At 48.8% G+C, this 18,229-nt stretch carries 18 protein-coding genes; 9 read left to right on the forward strand and 9 right to left on the reverse strand.

What is annotated here, in order from left to right; genetic code table 11:
- Positions 1-328 precede the first annotated feature (328 nt).
- The 5 genes from A8707_RS17185 to A8707_RS17205 all read right to left on the reverse strand — a co-directional run bounded on the left by A8707_RS17185 (position 329) and on the right by A8707_RS17205 (position 2,596).
- Positions 329-613 (reverse strand): hypothetical protein, encoded by a 285-nt coding sequence (locus A8707_RS17185; protein WP_068818435.1) that lies wholly within the window; start codon positions 611-613, stop codon positions 329-331.
- Between the two features lie 94 nt (positions 614-707).
- Positions 708-899 carry a BrnT family toxin gene (locus A8707_RS29800; RefSeq protein ID WP_231948120.1) on the reverse strand — a complete coding sequence of 64 codons (192 nt, stop codon included), beginning with the start codon at positions 897-899 and terminating at the stop codon, positions 708-710.
- Between the two features lie 77 nt (positions 900-976).
- Positions 977-1,195 (reverse strand): type II toxin-antitoxin system HicB family antitoxin, encoded by a 219-nt coding sequence (locus A8707_RS17195; protein WP_068818436.1) that lies wholly within the window; start codon positions 1,193-1,195, stop codon positions 977-979.
- On the reverse strand, positions 1,192-1,455 hold the full coding sequence (locus A8707_RS17200) for a type II toxin-antitoxin system HicA family toxin (protein WP_068818437.1): 264 nt from the start codon (positions 1,453-1,455) through the stop codon (positions 1,192-1,194). The genes A8707_RS17195 and A8707_RS17200 overlap by 4 nt, the downstream gene beginning before the upstream one ends.
- 190 nt (positions 1,456-1,645) lie before the next feature.
- On the reverse strand, positions 1,646-2,596 hold the full coding sequence (locus tag A8707_RS17205; protein WP_068818438.1) for a glycosyltransferase family 2 protein: 951 nt from the start codon (positions 2,594-2,596) through the stop codon (positions 1,646-1,648).
- A 114-nt stretch (positions 2,597-2,710) separates the two neighbouring features.
- On the opposite strand from A8707_RS17205, the gene A8707_RS17210 reads away from it, so the two are divergent.
- A complete protein-coding gene (locus A8707_RS17210) occupies positions 2,711-3,931 on the forward strand; it encodes a glycosyltransferase family 4 protein (protein WP_068818439.1) in 1,221 nt (406 codons plus the stop codon).
- A gap of 31 nt (positions 3,932-3,962) precedes the next feature.
- Positions 3,963-5,687 carry a hypothetical protein gene (locus A8707_RS17215; protein WP_068818440.1) on the forward strand — a complete coding sequence of 575 codons (1,725 nt, stop codon included), beginning with the start codon at positions 3,963-3,965 and terminating at the stop codon, positions 5,685-5,687.
- Positions 5,688-5,987: 300 nt separating this feature from the next.
- Here A8707_RS17215 and A8707_RS17220 read toward each other — a convergent pair whose 3' ends face one another.
- Complete coding sequence (locus A8707_RS17220; RefSeq protein ID WP_068818441.1) at positions 5,988-6,524, reverse strand: orange carotenoid protein N-terminal domain-containing protein; 537 nt, start codon at positions 6,522-6,524, stop codon at positions 5,988-5,990.
- A gap of 257 nt (positions 6,525-6,781) precedes the next feature.
- On the opposite strand from A8707_RS17220, the gene A8707_RS17225 reads away from it, so the two are divergent.
- Positions 6,782-7,159, forward strand: a complete 378-nt coding sequence (locus A8707_RS17225; protein WP_068818442.1) for a hypothetical protein — start codon at positions 6,782-6,784, stop codon at positions 7,157-7,159.
- A gap of 82 nt (positions 7,160-7,241) precedes the next feature.
- Here A8707_RS17225 and A8707_RS17230 read toward each other — a convergent pair whose 3' ends face one another.
- Entirely contained in the window at positions 7,242-8,930 is a 1,689-nt protein-coding gene (locus A8707_RS17230; RefSeq protein ID WP_068818443.1) for an NB-ARC domain-containing protein, read from the reverse strand.
- Positions 8,931-9,011: 81 nt separating this feature from the next.
- The gene (gene nrdR, locus A8707_RS17235) at positions 9,012-9,515 is read right to left on the reverse strand and encodes a transcriptional regulator NrdR (RefSeq protein ID WP_068818444.1); all 504 of its coding nucleotides are present in this window, start codon (positions 9,513-9,515) and stop codon (positions 9,012-9,014) included.
- A gap of 211 nt (positions 9,516-9,726) precedes the next feature.
- Here nrdR and A8707_RS17240 point away from each other — a divergent pair, with 211 nt between their 5' ends.
- Both A8707_RS17240 and A8707_RS17245 read left to right on the forward strand, forming a co-directional pair.
- Complete coding sequence (locus A8707_RS17240) at positions 9,727-10,428, forward strand: esterase/lipase family protein (protein ID WP_068818445.1); 702 nt, start codon at positions 9,727-9,729, stop codon at positions 10,426-10,428.
- A gap of 120 nt (positions 10,429-10,548) precedes the next feature.
- Positions 10,549-11,199 (forward strand): cytochrome b N-terminal domain-containing protein, encoded by a 651-nt coding sequence (locus A8707_RS17245; RefSeq protein WP_068818446.1) that lies wholly within the window; start codon positions 10,549-10,551, stop codon positions 11,197-11,199.
- 121 nt (positions 11,200-11,320) lie between these two features.
- On the opposite strand, the gene A8707_RS28335 is transcribed toward A8707_RS17245, so the two are convergent.
- A complete protein-coding gene (locus A8707_RS28335; protein ID WP_156518673.1) occupies positions 11,321-11,467 on the reverse strand; it encodes a hypothetical protein in 147 nt (48 codons plus the stop codon).
- Positions 11,468-11,531: 64 nt separating this feature from the next.
- Between A8707_RS28335 and A8707_RS17250 the strand changes: the two genes are divergently transcribed.
- From A8707_RS17250 to A8707_RS17265, 4 genes are all read left to right on the forward strand, one after another.
- Positions 11,532-14,159, forward strand: a complete 2,628-nt coding sequence (locus A8707_RS17250; protein WP_068818447.1) for a chloride channel protein — start codon at positions 11,532-11,534, stop codon at positions 14,157-14,159.
- A gap of 115 nt (positions 14,160-14,274) precedes the next feature.
- The gene (locus tag A8707_RS17255; protein WP_231948121.1) at positions 14,275-15,534 is read left to right on the forward strand and encodes a BMP family lipoprotein; all 1,260 of its coding nucleotides are present in this window, start codon (positions 14,275-14,277) and stop codon (positions 15,532-15,534) included.
- A gap of 124 nt (positions 15,535-15,658) precedes the next feature.
- A complete protein-coding gene (locus A8707_RS17260) occupies positions 15,659-17,149 on the forward strand; it encodes an ABC transporter ATP-binding protein (RefSeq protein WP_068818448.1) in 1,491 nt (496 codons plus the stop codon).
- Positions 17,146-18,195: an ABC transporter permease gene (locus A8707_RS17265; protein ID WP_068818449.1), complete on the forward strand. Its 1,050-nt coding sequence runs from the start codon at positions 17,146-17,148 to the stop codon at positions 18,193-18,195. The genes A8707_RS17260 and A8707_RS17265 overlap by 4 nt, the downstream gene beginning before the upstream one ends.
- Positions 18,196-18,229 lie beyond the last annotated feature (34 nt).

Consider the following 18,229-nt stretch of genomic DNA (forward strand, 5'->3'; position numbering starts at 1 on the left):
AATTCGTTCCTGATTACCCTTGCCCGTCGTTTGGGTTGCCGTACTCTCCCAGATTGCATTCGTCATCTAGCCAATCAAGTCCATCAGGTTTTTCGCTAACTTGAAACCACCCTGCTCTCCCAAAAGGAGAGGGGACAAGAGTGAGGGTAAAATCTGTGCTTCATAGATCGATTCAGCAGCGCCGGAAATGGCTCGATCGAGATCCCGTTTACTCAAACTGATCTAGCCATAAAATAGGGACAAGCTTTAACCAAAGATTGGCAAAAACTACAAGTGAATCGCATCTTTAAGACACTGTTTAGACTCGTTGAGACACCAATGACAGCCATCAACGATGAGCCACTTCACTCAACGCCTCGTTAATCAATTCCTCACTCACCCCTCGCCGTTTCAAGCTTGCCATTAACGCCGTCACCGTTTCGCTTTCAAATCGCTCTAAATCGGTACGCAGTCCTTGACCAATGTAAGCTCGAATCAACGGCTGATAGCCTGAAAAACCTAGCAACGGTGCAAGACGTTTTAAGTCTTCTACCACATCTTCAGGTATGCGAATCGTGATGCTGGTCATGGGACGATTTTTATCTAACCGCTTTTTTAATGCTTCAATTTTCATAGTTTTCTCGCTCCTGACGGGTTGCTTTACGGGCGGAAATAATCCGAATTGCGTTCTCCTCGCATTCAATGTGAACCACACATAACAGGTTCCATCAAGTATCCAGTCCGATTACAGCATCTCTCGCTTCACGGTTGCGGCTTGCGTCAATAACCACGAGAAAGGGATCGAAAAACGCTTCGGCAGCTTGCTGAAAGGTAATTCCATCATGCTTACTAAGATTGCTCCGCGCCTTTTCGTCGTTCCAAACAAAAGTAATGCCGTTTAGCACGAAATACACGTCCATATTCTGGAGTGTAAACAGGATGTATTTACGTTGTCAATACAAACTCTGAAAAACTGATGACTCTCTAGCCGCTACTACTAACTGATTTGGTAGATTGCAGGTCGATATTTAGGTTCGGGAATCGGCTTGCCTGACGCTTTTGCAGCTTCAATCCACAGCGATTTGGCAATCTCGACTTCGTGGACGGCTTCTTCGGGGGTTGCCCCAAACGCAGAGCAAAACTTTAGGTCTGGGATGTCGGCGATGTAACCTTCATCATCTTTGCTGTAGAACACATTGATATGGTAATTATTCATTCTTCTCCAGCGTCTTCTAAGGTGAGATTGTATTGCTCAAGCAGCGCTAAAAATTGTCGAATTTGGTAAGATTTTGCTTGACCTTTTTGATTTTGAAGGTTGACAAGCTCAGGAATATCAGGATGCTCAAAAACGTGGTTACTTCCTCCTACTCTAGATCGGTAAAATCCGAATGCTTCTATCAGTGTAACGATGTCATCGAACGAAACATTTTTCTGATTGTTGAGGACTTTCGAGAGTAGCTTGTGTTTCTTGGTCATTGCACGTCATATGGTGCGAAGCTCGATCGCTTCTTTAATATTTTCTACCAGTTCATCAAATGCGTGAAGACGATCGCCCTTACTGAAGCCCGCGTCTCCTCACTAATAGGTTCATTACTGATCATTTTCTAGTAGTTCTTTCGATGAGGTGACGACGATCGCTCACTACACGCAGCCCATAAAAATGCCCCTACGACGCTTTTATCTGCTTCAAAACGGTCAATACTTTCTGTCGTAGATTCATAGGTAGTTGGGATAATACGAGTCCGATTTGGGCTTTGATGAGCGACGCTGATTTTCCTTGAGAAATGAGAGATCGTCCCTCTTGAGTGTCTCCGATTTGAATGAGTCGAAGTCCGAGTAGAAGTTTGGTTTCTAAGAGACGATCGTGCCGAATCTTCTCTATTTTTTCTGACTCAAAGTGAAAGCTTTCTAAATAGTTCAGTTTATCTTTTAAGTAGGAAATGGCTCGATCGAGTCCCTGTTGTTCTGCGTGAAAGCGATATTCCATCAACCGTTCGGGCAAATAATAAGCTTGTTTTCCTGCCAATGCTAATCGGACGAGTAGATCATTGTCTTCGCAGTTTTGAATGTTCGATCGCATATAGCCAACTTCAGTCAAAACCTCGCGCCGAAAGAGCGTTGCCCCAATCTGAAGGCTTTGCTTGACGAAGGTGACTTCTAGTAAATCTTTGACCAGTCCTTGAGGTAGCTGCGATCGTCCCCATTTTTGAGAGTTGAACTGAGTCAAACTTTCGTTGCGAATCGTATTAGAATCAATCACCCAATGATCGGTGCCAACAAAATCAATATGAGGATGTTTATTTAATAACTGACTTGTTTTCTCTAGAAAGCTTGGAGTCAAGCGATCGTCGTCGTCGAATTTAATAAAATACTGCCCAGTTGCGGCTTGAAACCCAGAAATCATATTGTTACTTTTGCCAATATTTTGAGGATGTCTGAGGTAGTGAATCCGACGATCTGTAAACTGAGCCATCAGGTTTGATGTGCCATCGGTTGAGCCATCGTCACAGACGATCAATTCAAAGTCTTGGTAAGTTTGCTGAAGAACGCTGTCAATGGCGATCGCCAATAACTCTTTGCGATTAAAAGTCGGAATGCAAACGCTAACGATCGACATAAAAAACTAACTCAGTGAACTGCCTCTAATATTGACAAAAGCGGCGAGGTTTGCACAGACAATCGCTAAAACCCTTAAGACGGGTACATTAACTCAGTCCTTTTGGCAGTGGTGATGAACATTTTGATGCTCTCGGCAACGTTTCCCTACCCGCCCACTCAAGGGGGGACGCAAGTACGAACTTTCAATCTGCTGAAATATTTGAGTCGCCATCATCAAGTCACACTAGCAGCGCTGACATCGCCGGATATGACCGATGCTGACCTCAAAGCACTGCAAGAATGGGTCGCAGAATTAGTTGTGTTCGATCGTCCAAATCACACCGCTTCTCAGCGAGGATTTTTTGCAAAAATTCAGCGGTTTAGCCAATTTCTACGGCAGGGAACGCCACCGAGCGTCTTATCTTCTTACTCGCTAGAAATGCAAGATTGGGTCGATCGAGCGATTCAATCCAATCGCTATCAGGTAATCACTTGCGAACACAGCGTCAATGAAATCTATGTGCGTTCTGAGTGGCAAAAAAGAATTCGTACTGTTGTGAATGTGCATAGCTCTGTCTATGGAACGTGCCAGAATCAATTACAGACTCAGACATCAGAAAATCAATGGCGCGATCGCTTAAATCTGCCGCTTCTTAAACGCTATGAACAACGCTATTGCAATAAATTTTCAAACATTGTAGTCACCACAGAGGACGATCGAGACCAGTTAAACGCGTTCAATCCCACGGCTAAGTTTCAAGTCATCGCCAACGGGGTAGACTTCACCGAATTTCCTAATCGCACCACAGATCCGGGAGGACACAGCCTCATTTTCATCGGGGCAATGGACAATTTAGCCAACATTGATGCGGCTAAATTCTTATGTTTAGAGATTTTGCCTGAGTTGCAGAAAAGATATCCCAATACCACGATCGCGCTAGTCGGCGCACGTCCGACTTTAGAGGTGTTGCGCTTAGGTGATCGCCCTAATATCACGGTGACAGGTCGCGTTCCTGCAATGGCAGACTATTTACATCGAGCAACCGTGTGCGTGATTCCGATGCGAACCGGATTTGGAATCAAAAATAAAACACTAGAAGCAATGGCAGCCGGAACCCCGATCGTTGCCAGCGATCGGGGCTTAGAAGGGTTAGCGGTCGATGGTGAAAACAGTCCGCTGCGAGCACTGCGGGCAAATCGAGTTGAAGATTATGTGAGCGCGATCGCTCGGCTCTTTGAAGATCCTCTACTGCGAAATCAAATGTCTCGCGAAGCCCGATCGTTTGTCGAAACTCACTACACTTGGGAGCGCGCCGGACAGTGTTATGAACAAGTGTTGACGGAATTGACTTAAAGTAGAAAGTCGGAATTCTACTAAATCCATCATGCTAGTCTCGCGGTTGCGTCGGCTTTTAACGGCTCCCATTGATCCGCTCGATCGTCACACGTCGATCGCAGTTTGGTTGAGTCTCAGCCTCGGCTTTGCTCTCTATTACGGCTGTCTAGGGCTGCAAAAAGCGTTTAGAGCAGAATACATAGTTCAAGACGATGCGCGAGAATATGTGTTTTGGATGCAGCAATTTGTCAATCCATCTCTATTCCCTCACGATTTGATTGCAGATTATTTCAAATCGATTACGCCATCTGGATATGCAGCGATTTATCATCTGATTGCAAGCTTTGGCATTCAACCATTGTTGCTGAGTAAACTTTTGCCTATTATAGTGGGGATTGTGACAACTCTCTACGGGTTTGGGGTTTGTTTAAACCTGTTTCCAATTCCTGCGGCTGGTTTTATCTCAATGCTGTTGCTAAATCAAAGCCTGTGGTTTAGAGATGATTTGAGTTCTGCGACTCCCAGAGCATTTATTTATCCATTGTTCTTAGCATTCTTATATTATGTGCTGCATCATAATCGGCTTGGTGTGATTGCCACAATCGTGCTGCAAGCTTTGATCTATCCTCCTCTGGTTTTTATTACGATCGCAGTCCTCTTCCTACGGCTTTGGAACTGGGAACGCTGGCATTTTCATCTCCAGCGAGAACGCATTCCCTTTTTTATAATCGCAGCCGGATTGGGGTTTCTGGCACTGTTGCCCTATGCGATCTCGTCAGCGGAGTTTAGCCCGATCGTCACGAAGGCTGAAGCATTGACGATGCCAGAACTTTACCCTGGCGGACGGCATCCCTATTTTGACCCTAATCTCTGGCGGTTTTGGCTCACTGGGCAGCATAGTGGCATCTTTCCCCCGCTATTGCCGCCACTGATTTGGGCGGGTTTGGGGCTGTCGATCGTCGCTAAAAATCCGGTTCGCTTTCCATTAATCAGACATCTTAAGAGTGAAGCCATTGTCTTAGCTCAGACGGCGCTTGCGTCTCTGGGACTTTTTTTTGCGGCTCACGCGCTGCTGCTCAAGCTGTTTTTTCCGACTCGATATACGACGCACACTTGGCGAATAGTGTTGGCGATCGCCGCAGGCATCACGCTGACCGCCTTGCTAGATGCCGTACTTCTCAAGTGCGAAGATCTCGCCAGATCTCACCGTTGGAAACCCTTAATTTGGAGACTAACACTTACTGGATTCATCGGAGCATTCCTGATTCTATTTCCCAGTTTTTCATCTAATTTTCCAGCAACAAACTATCGAGTGTCCAATGAAAGTGGGCTGTATGAATTTCTGCAAAAGCAGCCTCAAGATAGTCTGATCGCAACCCTTTCAGATGAAGCAAATAATATTCCGACGTTTGCCCAGCGATCGGTGCTAATCGGCAAAGAATACGCCCTGCCGTTTCATCTGGGTTACTATCGCCAAATTCGCCAGAGAAGTCTTGAGTTAATTGAGGCTCAATATGGTCAAGATTTAGCCCCGGTTGAGCAGATGATTGAGAAGTATGGGATTGATTTTTGGCTGCTCGATCGGGCTGCCTTCACGCCTAGTTATCTAGTTGATAAAAGTTGGCTGCAAAGCTTTGAGCCAGCGTTTAGTCAGGCTTTGACTCGGTTGCAGCAGGGAAAACCTTCAGCTTTGGCAAATCGAGCTAATGAGTGTGTCGTTTTTGAGAGTCAAAGTCTCATTTTGCTGGAAGCAAGTTGCGTCACCCATCAATGAGCCACAGTTTCAAAGGCTATTGGGTGCCCCAAAACGTGCGATGTAATACTTGTTTTACTGTCTCCAAGATTTACATTAGCCTTCCTGCACGAATATCTTGCCCTCACCCTAGCCCTCTCCCAAAGGAGAGGGAACAAGAGTTTCTAGCTCCCTTCCCTCTGAGGAGAAGGGTTGGGGAGGGCTTGCCCCACTTCGTGAGGAGGGCATTTCATATCTGCATTCAGCAACGCCGGAGATTCAACGTCCCCTAACCTGATGATGAGTCTAAGCTCGTTTGTCCCTAATCAATGTCCTATAAATCTACAGGCTTGACGTTTTTCCGGTCTGTGCCTGGGTCGGGATTTCTTGCACCTCGGTGTAGCCCATTGTGCCAGCAAGTTCTCTCAATAGAGAAATCTGTTGATCAAAATCGAGTCCTTCAACTTGACTCAGTGCCCCTGTAATTGCCTCAGATGCGCTGTAGCCTTCGGGCATTCCTATGACTGACTTGCCCATCGCTTGCGCCCAAGCATACCAGACGACGAGTTGGTTATTTTCCTTAAGTGCTCCATAGTTGCGAGAATAGTTGGTATCAGCGCCGTTCACGATGTCACGCATCACGTTTAGCTGGTCTTGGTGAGAAATAGTGTAAAAATTTCCTAGCAAGATGGGTGCTAACTCTGGCTCGGCAGCCGCAGGAGCCGCAGGAGTGATCGAGTTGCCCATCTTTTCATAAACGTAATACAAAAACGCTAATTTACCATCAACATCTAACTTGTCGTAAGATTCGATCGCCTTCTGCCCCTTTTCATCAATATATTGCGATCGCACTGTGCCACGATTTGCAGAGTCAGCCATAATAATTCTCCTTAAATAATTTCTGTTGACTTTAGAGGTTTACCAGGACTTATCGTTCTCTAGCGACTACCTACCGACCGAACTTGATCCCCTCCCCAAAGCGTGAGATCACTCCAATGAGAGAGCCGCACAATCTGCCTTCAGACAGGTTAAAAAAGCTGGGATCACTCTGGTAGTGTTACAGCGAAAGGGTCGAATTTAGAACTCAAACCTTTCTCAAACAAACGTCTCAAACAAATCGATAATAGGAGCTTTTTATGTCAGAAACCAATCGTGATTTGAATCCGTCTCAGAGCTACGACGCTCAACAAGTCTCAGAAGAAATCGCAGAAGGCAGTCTTCCTGCTCCTAAAGTTGATGTCTCGTCAGACTACGAGGCTTCAAGAGAATTTAGCGTCAGTGAGATCGATCGCACGGGTGAAGGAGAAAAAGCAGCCGAAAAAGTCACGGCTCACTCATTTGAGATGCACGACCCTGAAGCAACCAAATTTAAAGCAGAACCGACTGGCGATCCGGGTGACTTCCTCAAAATGGCAAAAGAGATCGGGCACGAGACAGGGGCGCACGGCAACGTCGATGATGATTTGATTCACAAAGCGATCGAAAAGGGGCAACCCGGTCATCCCGAATCCTAGATACTTTGACAGCACAGAGCAAAGCTCCCCGACTTCTTGAAGAAGCTGGGAGTTTGGCGATCGCGATCAAGTGAGACAGCCGCTATTTTCGAGCCGGGGTCACTTTGGGTTGAACGGGTGGAGCAGGTTGACCAAAACGATTGGTGATCGCCAACCCTATCAGCCCAGACAACACAAACACCAAAAAGCTGATTAACGCCAACGTCAAATAGACCTCAAGCGGGTTGGCAACCCACTTCGATTGAGTGCCGTCTTGAGTTGGCAAGGTGATTTCCTTTAGACGATTCAAGTTATGGCGAGTGACACTCTCACCCATTTCGTCGTCTAGCAGCGATCGCAGACTGATTGCGGCTGTGAGGGCATCGTAAGCGGTCGTAACTTCTTCCTGACAGAGCGCTAAGGTGCCGAGTTGATGCAGCCCCCAAGCTTCACTGGCAGAATCTTCTAACGCCCAAGCTGCTTGCAACCCCCAATTTAGCACCCGTTGCCAGGTTCCCCACTGTTTGCTGAGTGCCAGTGCGCTTTCTAGCGATCGCACGAGTTGCAGAGTCTCTGTCCATCGACCCTGACTGATTGCCCACTGAATCGTGTGAACTAGGGTTGCCCGTTCTGATAACAAGATATCGGGCGATCGCGGATGGCTTTGCGCCCAAGGCAGTAGGTGAGTTAACACTTTTTCCATCCACGGAGCCGAGTTTGAGGCTTTTTGCAGAACGTCAACTAGGCTAGACGCTAAACAGTAGTGGTGCCCCTCGATCTGAAGCAGATGACGGTGCATCAGAGCTTGCAGACTCGGTAAAGGGTTGGGCGGACCTGTAATTACCGCAATTTGTTCGGGTAGTAAACCGACTCTCCCCATTGCTACCAAGACTGCCATGATCCAGCGCTGGGGTTTGGGCAGTGAGGCAAGAATGAGCCGCGTCAGCGATGATTCGAGATCGTCAGCTTGAAGTTGGCTTAACACCGTCTCTAGAGAAATCTTGTCTTCTCGTGCCAGCGCTGCCACTTGCAAAAGCCGCTGCGGATGCCCTTGCAAAAGTCTCCAGAGCACCTCGATCGTCTTGGCTTGAGGAGGCAGGGAAGTTTCACCAACATTTTGTGAGGCAAATCGTCTTAGCTCTTGTCCGATTAAAGTCACACTGTCTAACAGCGATAAGCCATCTAGCCTAATCGATCGCTGATCTTTCCAACAGCGACGATCGCGAGAAGCAATTAAGAAGGTACTGTTGGGCAACGCGGCAATGAGTTGTTGAAGTTCACTCGCCGTTAACCCGTCGTCGTCTAGCAAGATCAGCACCTGCCGCTCTTGAAGCGCTTGCTGAACGTCACTTGATGACAGTTTGATGAGCGGACAACTGAGATAAAACGCGTCAAATAGAGTTTGGAGCCGATCGCCCGCTGACCCGATCGAACTCAAGTCAAATATGCCGTCAGGATGGGACGATGTAAGCTTAGGATGATGTGCCAAGTAGCGCAGCAACACTGATTTGCCGATTCCAGCTTGACCGTAGATCTCAACGGTTTGCTTGGCTTGCAGGGCGACGACTGCCGACTCGATCTCGGTTTGCCGACCGATCAGACCTGAGAAAGCGCGGGGAATTTGGACGATCGGAACCAGTTTTGACTCTATCACCGGAATCTGATCAAAATCGCCGAGCAAGGCTCCATGCGCTGAACCTAAAGATAGAGTCGCGTTGCCAATCGCTAACTGCCCGATCGTCTCGCTCTGAAGGGATGTCTCAAGTTGATTAGAAAGAGTCGGCTGAGACATAGATTATGACTGCACAAAAATCTAGCCGCAACACGGCTTCCTTAGAATAGCAACAGAGCTTGTGCAGAAACAGGGTATTGATTAGCGATTGAGAACATTTATTTCTGACAGATCTTCAGAGCTAGGTGGCTCGACGCGATCGTAGAGTTGGTCGATCGCGTCTACAAAATCTTGAATGCCGTCAAACTGGCAATAAATCGAGGCATAGCGAATATAGGCAACTTCGTTGAGCGATCGCAGGTGATGCAGCACCAGTTCAATAATCTCGGCGCTGGTGACTTCGCGCCCGACTCGCTGCTGAAGGTCAGACTCGATTTCTTCGGCTAACCGTTCGACGCGCGATTCCATGACGGTGGTTTTTTCACACGCTCTCACCAGTTCTCGCAGGAGCTTTGAGCGATCGAATGATTCGCGTTCTCCACTGCGTTTTAGCACCACGATCGGCACAAATTCGATGCGTTCATAAGTCGTAAATCGGTGAGTGCATCTTAAACACTCACGCCGCCGCCGCACGCTTTGACCCAATTCTGCCGATCGCGACTCAAGCACGCGATTATCTGGGTGATGACAAGAAGGACATCGCATAGAATACAGAACACTGAGAGAACAAGTCTGACAGAGGCGATCCTCATAATCAGACGTTTCAAATTAAAATCAAGTCACGAGCCAGCCTAACACTGGTCTCTAGCTCCTAACCTTCTCATGATACCCCTAGCGTAAGAAGTGGAAATATTTTTTTGTTTCCACTATTCCCAGCGTCAAATTCTATAAATACCTCCGCTGCTAGCGTTTACTTATGCCTTTACCAACTGTGATTTTGCCCGGATATCTTGCAGGCGCGATCGACTATCGAGATCTTCAGCAAATTTTGACTGAGGCGGGCTATCCGACCGCGATCGTGCCTTTGCTCAAACGAGATTGGCTGCCCACGCTAGGCGGACGATCGGTGCTGCCGATTTTAGAGCGACTTCACCAAACGGTTGAGCAGGTGAAGCAAGACCATAACGCGTCGGAAATCAACTTGATTGGGCACTCAGCAGGCGGCTGGATCGCTCGAATTTATCTGGGTGAATATCCCTATGATGTACACGGAGTTTTGCCGAACCGTACCTATGCCTGGAAAGCTCACTCTGTCGTCTCTAACCTGCTCACGTTGGGAACTCCTCACACCAGCTTTGAGCGCTGGACTCGCACGAATCTAAATTTTGTCAATCTCACTTATCCCGGTGCGTTCTATTCAGATGTCAACTACGTCTGCGTGGCGGGTAAGGCGATTTATGGAGAGCGTCGTCCGGGTAGATGGTTGGCGCATAGCAGCTATCAGTTAACCTGCGGCAAAGGAAATGAGTGGGGAGACGGAATTTGTCCGATCGAGTCTGCTCACCTAGACGGGGCAGAAAATTTAACGCTCGATCAGGTTAGACACTCGCCTCGATCGGGCGGCGTTTGGTATGGCTCGGCAGACGTGGTGCCGCAGTGGATGAATTATTTGGCATAACGATCGCGATCTCTGCGTTTAGAGAGAGTGAACCGAGTATAAAGTTTTGTACCTTGTGGAGATAAGCCAGAGTGATCTAAATCAAAGTCCACACAGCCAAGCAAAACGAGTCTAGCGCTCATGAAAGACGTTTCCTTCCCCTTCATTTTTAGACGGCTATCGACCATTTTGGCAGTGGCAACGCTGACGTTGACCCTGATTGCCGCCAGTAGCGGAGTTCTTTTGGCGTTTTACTATGAGCCGTCGGCTGGCGGAGCCTATCGGTCTCTCAAATCTATCGACACAGACATTCCCTATGGTTGGCTTGTCCACACGATGCACAGTCTGTCGGGCAATTGGGTAATTGGGGTGGCGTTGATTCAAATCGTCGTGATGTTCTTGGGTGAGCGATTTCGTCCTAGTTGGCTAACCGCTTGGATTAGCGGCATTTTCTTCACTCTATCGGCGATCGGGCTTGCGTGGACCGCGATGCTTTTAGGGTGGGATCAGCTTGGGTTTTGGCGACTTAAAATTGAATTAGGCACGATCGAAGCGATTCCCCTGATTGGGACGCAGCTAAGAGATATTCTTACCGGGGGCGGCGCAGTAGGAACCGTCACGGTCGAGCACCTTTACACGCTTCACAGCTATGTAGTTTCGATCGCTGCTGTCGGGTTAGCCGTGATTCATCTCGGCAGTCTGCTTGTTCAAGAACGAGAGGTTCAGGTAGAGGCATTGTCGGCGATCGTTCAAGAAGAAACCGAGATTCAGGCATCGGTAGAAGCCAATTAACGGTGAAATGCCCCATTGTTTCATTAGCACCATCCGAGAACCCCCGTAGAGACGTTTCGGTGAAACGTCTTAGGTCGTGAGGTAAAACAGATCAATCATTCGTGCATTGACGATCGCAAAGTCACGATCGGCGTTTTAGCGGAACGTCTGGAATCACGAGAGGCGTTCCGCCGAAACGTCTCCACGGGGCTGTTGGGTTGAAATTAGGGGCGGGCTGCAGATATGGCATCACCCCAATGTGGATCAACGGCGAACGAACGATCGTCATTCACCTAAGGTAAGGTCTGAGCAGATAATGAGGATTGCTCCCCGCCCTGCCGTCTTTCACTGATATGTGTCAAAGTGCCCTGCTTAAGCGTTTACCTCGACTCCTTCAACCTAATCAACTTGCCATCTTTGAGGCGTGTCTGATTGGGTTAGTCTCAGGGTTAGCCGCCGTCTCTCTCAAACAAGGAACCGGAGCGATCGGAGAGTGGCGATTACACCTCGCTCATCAATATCCCGTTTGGCTCGTCTTGCCTGCTGTGGGGTCAGTAGGAGGATTTCTCTGTGGGTTATTGATTGAACGAGCTGCCCCCGAAGCGACCGGAAGCGGTATCCCTCAGGTCAAAGCCGCGTTAGGGCACGTCTCGATCGCCCTGAATGCACGAGTGGCGATCGTTAAACTTCTCAGCACACTGCTCTCTCTCGGATCGGGCTTAACGTTAGGACGGCAAGGACCCACCGTGCAGATCGGAGCCGCGATCGCTGCCCAACTCAGCGATTGGGTGCCCACTTCACCCGATCATCGACGACAACTGATCGCCGCCGGAGCCGCCGCCGGACTCGCGGCTGGATTTAATGCCCCGATCGCTGGAGTTCTCCTAGTGGTTGAAGAACTGCTGCAAGACGTATCGGGGCTGACTTTGGGAACCGCTATTCTCGCCTCGTTTGTCGGCGCGGTCGTGTCTCGGCTGCTCGGCGGCGGCGGACTCAACGTCAACATGACCGGGCTACACACCAGCTTCTCGATCGCCGAACTGCCTCTGTTTATCGGGTTGGGGATTCTAGCAGGACTGCTAGGCAGTTTGTTTAATCGTGGAATCTTATTAAGTCTGCAATTTAATCGTCGCGTTCTAAAAGTGGGTCTGCCGTGGCGAATCGGGTTTGCAGGATTGATCTCTGGGCTAGCAGTCGCCTTCTTGCCAGCCGTGTTGCGCGACACGTCGGGTCTGCAAGGAGTCTGGATTACGAGTGAGCTAGGGTGGAAAATCACCGCCGCAATCTTTGTCACCAATTTTTTGCTGACGATGATCGCATTTGGGTCAGGCGCGCCTGGAGGATTGTTTGCACCTTCTCTGATTTTGGGGTCTGCCCTGGGCTATCTTGTCAGCACCGCCGCTCAAAACATCCAGGGAATGGGCATTCCGCTGGGCGTTGAGTTTGGGGAAGGACTGGTCACTACCTTAGCCCTGACGGGAATGGGAGCCTTTTTTAGCGCTGTGACCAGAGGTCCAATTACCGCGATCGTCATTGTCTTTGAAATGACAACCAATTTTAATCTCGTGTTGCCCTTGATGATCGGGTCTGTCACGGCTTATCTGGTCGCTGAAACAACCTACAACGGCTCAATCTATAAACATCTGCTGGCATCAAACGGCATTCATCTCAAGCCCGAAACGGCGATCGACACTCGTCTTTCTGGGCTGACTGCCGCCGATATTATGCAGCGTCGCGTCAAAACCGTTTCGAGTCAGATGACTTTAGATGAAGCGATGCAGGCATTTGCACGATCGCACCATCGCGGCTTTCCGGTAGTCGATAGTGGTAAGTTAGTCGGCATCATCACCCAAGCTGATTTGACGAGAATTACCGATCGCCAGTTAGCGGGGGATCAGTTCCTTAATTTGATCATGACTCCCAATCCGGTCACGGTGAGTCCGACTGATCCCCTCACTCAGGTTCTCTATCTGCTGAATCGTTTTAAAGTGAGTCGATTGCCCGTGCTCGATCGCCGCAAACTGTTAGGCATTATTACCCGCGCCGATATTATTCGTGCTGAAGCAGACAAACTGAGTGGCGATAAACAAGCCGGATTAAAGATAGAGCCGTCTTATGTGGTGTATCAAACTCGTGCCCCTTCGATCGGACAAGGACGGTTGCTCGTCCCGATCGCTAACCCTCAAACGGCTGAGTCTCTCTTGCAGATGGCAGCCGCGATCGCCCGTGAGCGCAACTATGAGTTGGAATGCTTGCAGGTGATTCTGATCTCTCGGCACCAGTCGCCTGCTGAGACGGCGGTTTCTACTACGATCAGCCGTCGTTTGTTAAAACGTGCTGCCCGACTTGGCGAAGAGTGGCAAATTCCGGTGCATACGCAAGTGCGGGTCACTCACGATATCGCTTACGCTATTTTAGAGGCGATTAAAGACCGTCACATTGATCTGCTGCTGATGGGCTGGAAGGGCAACACGTCAACCCCAGAGCGAGTATTTGGCAGCGTCGTGGATACCCTTATTCGGCAAGCAAGCTGTGAGATTGTGCTGGTTAAAACCCCACCGTCTGCATCTCATGACGCTCCGCCGACGCTCGATCGCTGGCTGATTCCCACCGCAGGCGGACCTAACTCTCGCCAAGCCATTCAGCTTTTGCCTGCATTTGCTCGTCTGACTCAACAGCCCCAGGTCTTTCTGTGTCAGGTTCATCAGGCAGAGCAGTTGCCGTCTGATTTAGAAGCTTTAAAGGATGCGATGGTGTTTTTAAGCAATCGCCTGCGGTGTCCGGTGGTGCTTCGATCGGTCTGTGCCAATTCGGTCTCTGAGGCAGTCGTGGATCTGGCGCAGAAAGATCAGTGCGATGTGATTGTGCTGGGTGCGACGCGAGAAGGATTGTTACAACAAGTCATTAACGGCAACATTCCTGAAGAGATTGCGCGGCAGTGTGCCTGTACAGTAATTTTAGTGCGCGGCGCGATCGAGTAGATGGTTTGCTGCGATACATTTTAGAGCGGAGCGATCGCGTTAAGTAGAATTATTCGCCCTTTTTGTTCGCCCTCACACACTGTATCCTGCAAGTTTGTGTTTATAGAGATCACCAATGAGACTAAATGGTTTGACGATGACTGCGATGAATAACCCAACGCTAAAACGCTGGGGATGGGTCACTGCTTTAGGATTGCTTTTAGGATCGTGTAGCCCCAGTGCAAAGGCACCGGATTCAGCCCCTCAAAGTCCAGCAACCGGGGCTGCAAAAGACTTTACGGTTGGCATGGTGTTGGTCGGTCCTAAACAAGATGGCGGCTGGAACCAGGCACAGTTTGAAGGAATTCAGGCGGCTCTCAAGACCATTCCAGGGACGAAACTGGAGTATGTTGATAAAGTGAATGTTGCCGATCGTCCGAATGTCAAAGGCTCTCAGGTTGCAGATGATTTGATCAACAAAGGTGCCAAGTTTGTGATCTTTAACTCTGATGACTTTAAAGACGATGCGCTTGCCACGGCGAAAAAACACCCTGATGTGACGGTGATTCACGCCTCTGGTGACTACGCCTGGAAAGAGGGCAAAAACTTCAAAAATCAGCCAAACCTGGGCAACATCATGGGGCGCATGGAGTATGGCAAGATGATTGCGGGCTGTGCGGCGGCGTTGGGCACTGAAACTGGGAAAATCGGCTATCTCGGACCGTTGATTAATGATGAAACGCGCCGCTATGCGTCATCTGCCTATGTAGGTGCAAAATATTGTTGGGAAAACTACCGCAAAAAACCAGCCCAAGACCTCACCTTTAAAGTCACCTGGATTGGATTTTGGTTCAACATTCCCGGTAAGACGTTAGACCCGACCAAAGTGGCAGATGACTACTACAACGGGGGCTATGATGTGGTGATGTCAGGCATCGATACGCCCGAAGTAGCAGTGCAGGGCAAGAAGGCGGCGGAAGCGGGAAAAAAAGTGAAATTTGTTCACTACGATCTAGCAACTGGCTGCAACTTAGCGCCTGATATTTGTCTGGGAGTGCCCTATTACAATTGGTCGTTTCCCTACGCCAACTCGATTAAGAAAGCGATCGACAGCAAATATGTCAGTGAGTTTACCTGGCTTCCTCCCGATTGGAAAAATATCAACAATCCCGAAACATCGATGGTTGGCTTTAACGAAGGAGCCGCGCTAGGCGACAACAAAAAGTTTTTGGATGAGTTTATCAAAGGCTTGGGAGATGGCAGCATTAACCCCTTCAAAGGTCCTTTAAACTTTCAGGACGGAACGCCTTTCTTAAAAGAGGGGGAAGTCGCCACCGATCAGCAAATCTGGTATCTACCGCAATTGCTAGCAGGAATGGAAGGATCGAGTAAGTAGTGGTTTGACGAATGAGTTTTGAGTTCTCAGTTAACGCAAACATTGCACAGTGGAATCCTCTATAAAACTGAGAACTCAAACTTTCTGAAACACTCAATCAGTTGACTCTAAATTTCTTTAGTACATGAAAGTTGAACTGAAAGATATTTCCAAACGGTTTGGCAATGTTCACGCTAACGATCGCGTCTCACTCACGGTTGAAGCGGGTACGATTCACGGACTTTTGGGTGAAAATGGAGCCGGAAAAAGTACGCTGGTGAAAGTGCTGAGTGGGTTTATCAGTCGAGATTCGGGGGCGGTCTTACTCGACGGAAAATCGGTTGAGATTAAAACACCTGCCGACGCGATCGCCCGCAAAATCGGGATGCTGCACCAAGACCCGCTAGACTTTCCGCCGCTGTCGGTATTAGACAATTTTATAGTGGGCAAAACCGGGACGGGGTTGATTGATCGGCAGCGATCGCTTCGCCAACTACAGCAGCTATCGACTCACTTTAACTTCAACCTCAATCACTACGAAACGGTTGCAAATCTCACCGTTGGCGAACGGCAACAGCTAGAAATTTTGCGCCTCTTATCGCTAGGGGTCAGCACCCTAATTTTAGATGAACCCACGACCGGAATTTCTGCCTCTCAAAAGACCGCATTATTTAAGGCAATGAAGCAGTTAGCCAGCGAGGGCAAATCGATTATTTTTGTCTCTCACAAGCTCGAAGATGTTGAAGAATTATGCGATCGAGTCACCGTTCTCCGACACGGCAAAGTCAGGGGACGGGCTGAAATTCCGTGCCCCGATGCTGTGCTGATCGATCTGATGTTTGGTCGCGAATTGGCTCCCCCGCTCAAGCCCCAAACGCGTCAATCTGAACCCGCTTTGCAGTTAGAAAAGATTCGGGTTGACACCGATCGCTTGACGCTTCGCTTAGGCGATTTGACTGCTTATAAAGGTGAAGTCATCGGACTCGCCGGACTTGAAGGCAGTGGACAACAACAGCTTCTATTGATGTGTGCTGGGCTGCTGCGAGCGTCTACAGGTCAGATTCGCGTCAACGGCGTAGAAATGACTCACGAATCCTACTCAAAGTATCTCGATCGCGGGATTGGCTATTTACCCGCCGATCGCTTAAAGGATGGGTTGGTGAGTGGCTTATCGATTCAGGATCATGTTGCCCTACGGACTCCGAGTCGCAGTTTGTTTGTCGATTGGAAAGAGACTTTAAAGCAAACGGTGCAAGCGATCGCAACCTTCAACATTCGCGGTAAGCCCAACACCCTTGTAGAGCGATTGTCAGGCGGCAATCAACAACGGACTCAGTTAGCATTGCTGCCCGTCCCCTTAAATCTGTTGTTGATGGAACATCCGACTCGCGGGTTAGACATTGAGTCCGTATTGTGGGTATGGCAACAGTTGATTGCGCGCTGCCAAACCGGGACAACGATTTTGTTTATGTCATCCGATTTAGATGAAATTATGCGATATAGCGATCGGGTCATTGTGTTTAGTGGAGGTCAGGCATCTCACCCGATCGCCGTCTCTGATCTCACTGCTGATCGTTTAGGACAGATGATCGGCGGTCGATTGAGCGACACATTAGAACCATCCGTGATTTCATGACTAAACGAATTTTTTATTATCAGCTTGCATCGATCGCACTCGCGATCGTATTCATCACAGCAATCATTCTAGTAGTGGGCGCGTCTCCACCTTCTGTAATCACTGCAATGTGGTCGGGTGCATTCGGCACCGTAGGTCAATTCGCACGAGTGATCGCAACGCTTGCACCACTTTTGCTCTGTGCAAGCGGATTGTTATTCACATTCACAGCCGGGTTATATAACTTAGGGATTGAAGGTCAGATTGCTTTTGGTGCGATCGTCTCTACGTTGGCGATTCGTCTCACTCAGGATTCGTTGCCTCCAGCGCTAGTGATCGTTCTAGCGATTTTAATGGGTGGTGTTGGAGGCACTCTCTGGGGATTGCTGGCTGGAGTCCTAAATGTTTATGGACGCATTAACGAGATTTTTTCGGGGTTAGGTTTAAACTTTGTCGCCGATGGTTTAGCGCTCTATTTAATCTTCGGTCCCTGGAAGCGTGAAGGAGTTGCCTCCATGAGTGGCACTGAGCAGTTTCCAGAATCGTTGTGGCTGCCGACGTTTGGTAATACAGATGCGAGTCCGATCGCGCTGTTGATCGCGATCGCGGCTGTCGCTATCACATTAATCATTTTACGAGGAACCTATTTCGGTTTGCGATTAAGAGCCGTAGGACAAAATCTTCGCGCTTCTTATGTCTTGGGCATTCCGTCTATTCGACAATTGCTGAGTGCATTTGCAATCTGTGGCGGGTTTGCTGGCATCGCTGGAGCGTTGCAGGTATTAGCGGTTTTCCATCGGTTGATCCCCAATATTTCTAGCGGTCTAGGCTATCTAGCGCTGTTAGTTGCGATGTTAGTCGGCTTGAATGCCTGGTTTATCCTTCCCGTTGCTTTTTTCTTTAGCGCTCTGAATATCGGTAGTCTACAGCTTCCATTAGATTTAGATCTAGAATCGTCTCTCGCAGGTGTGATTCAAGGAACACTCGTTTTGTTTGTGCTGTTGGCAAGAGGAGTGAGCGAATCGCTCCGCAAACCTTCAACAACCCCCCTTCATAAAGGCTATTGACGGAAACGACAGTCAACTCACTCGATCGGTTTAT

Origin of the sequence: Phormidesmis priestleyi BC1401 (assembly GCF_001650195.1) — a bacterium.
In the GTDB taxonomy this organism is placed as follows: Bacteria; Cyanobacteriota; Cyanobacteriia; order Leptolyngbyales; family Leptolyngbyaceae; genus Phormidesmis_A; species Phormidesmis_A priestleyi_B.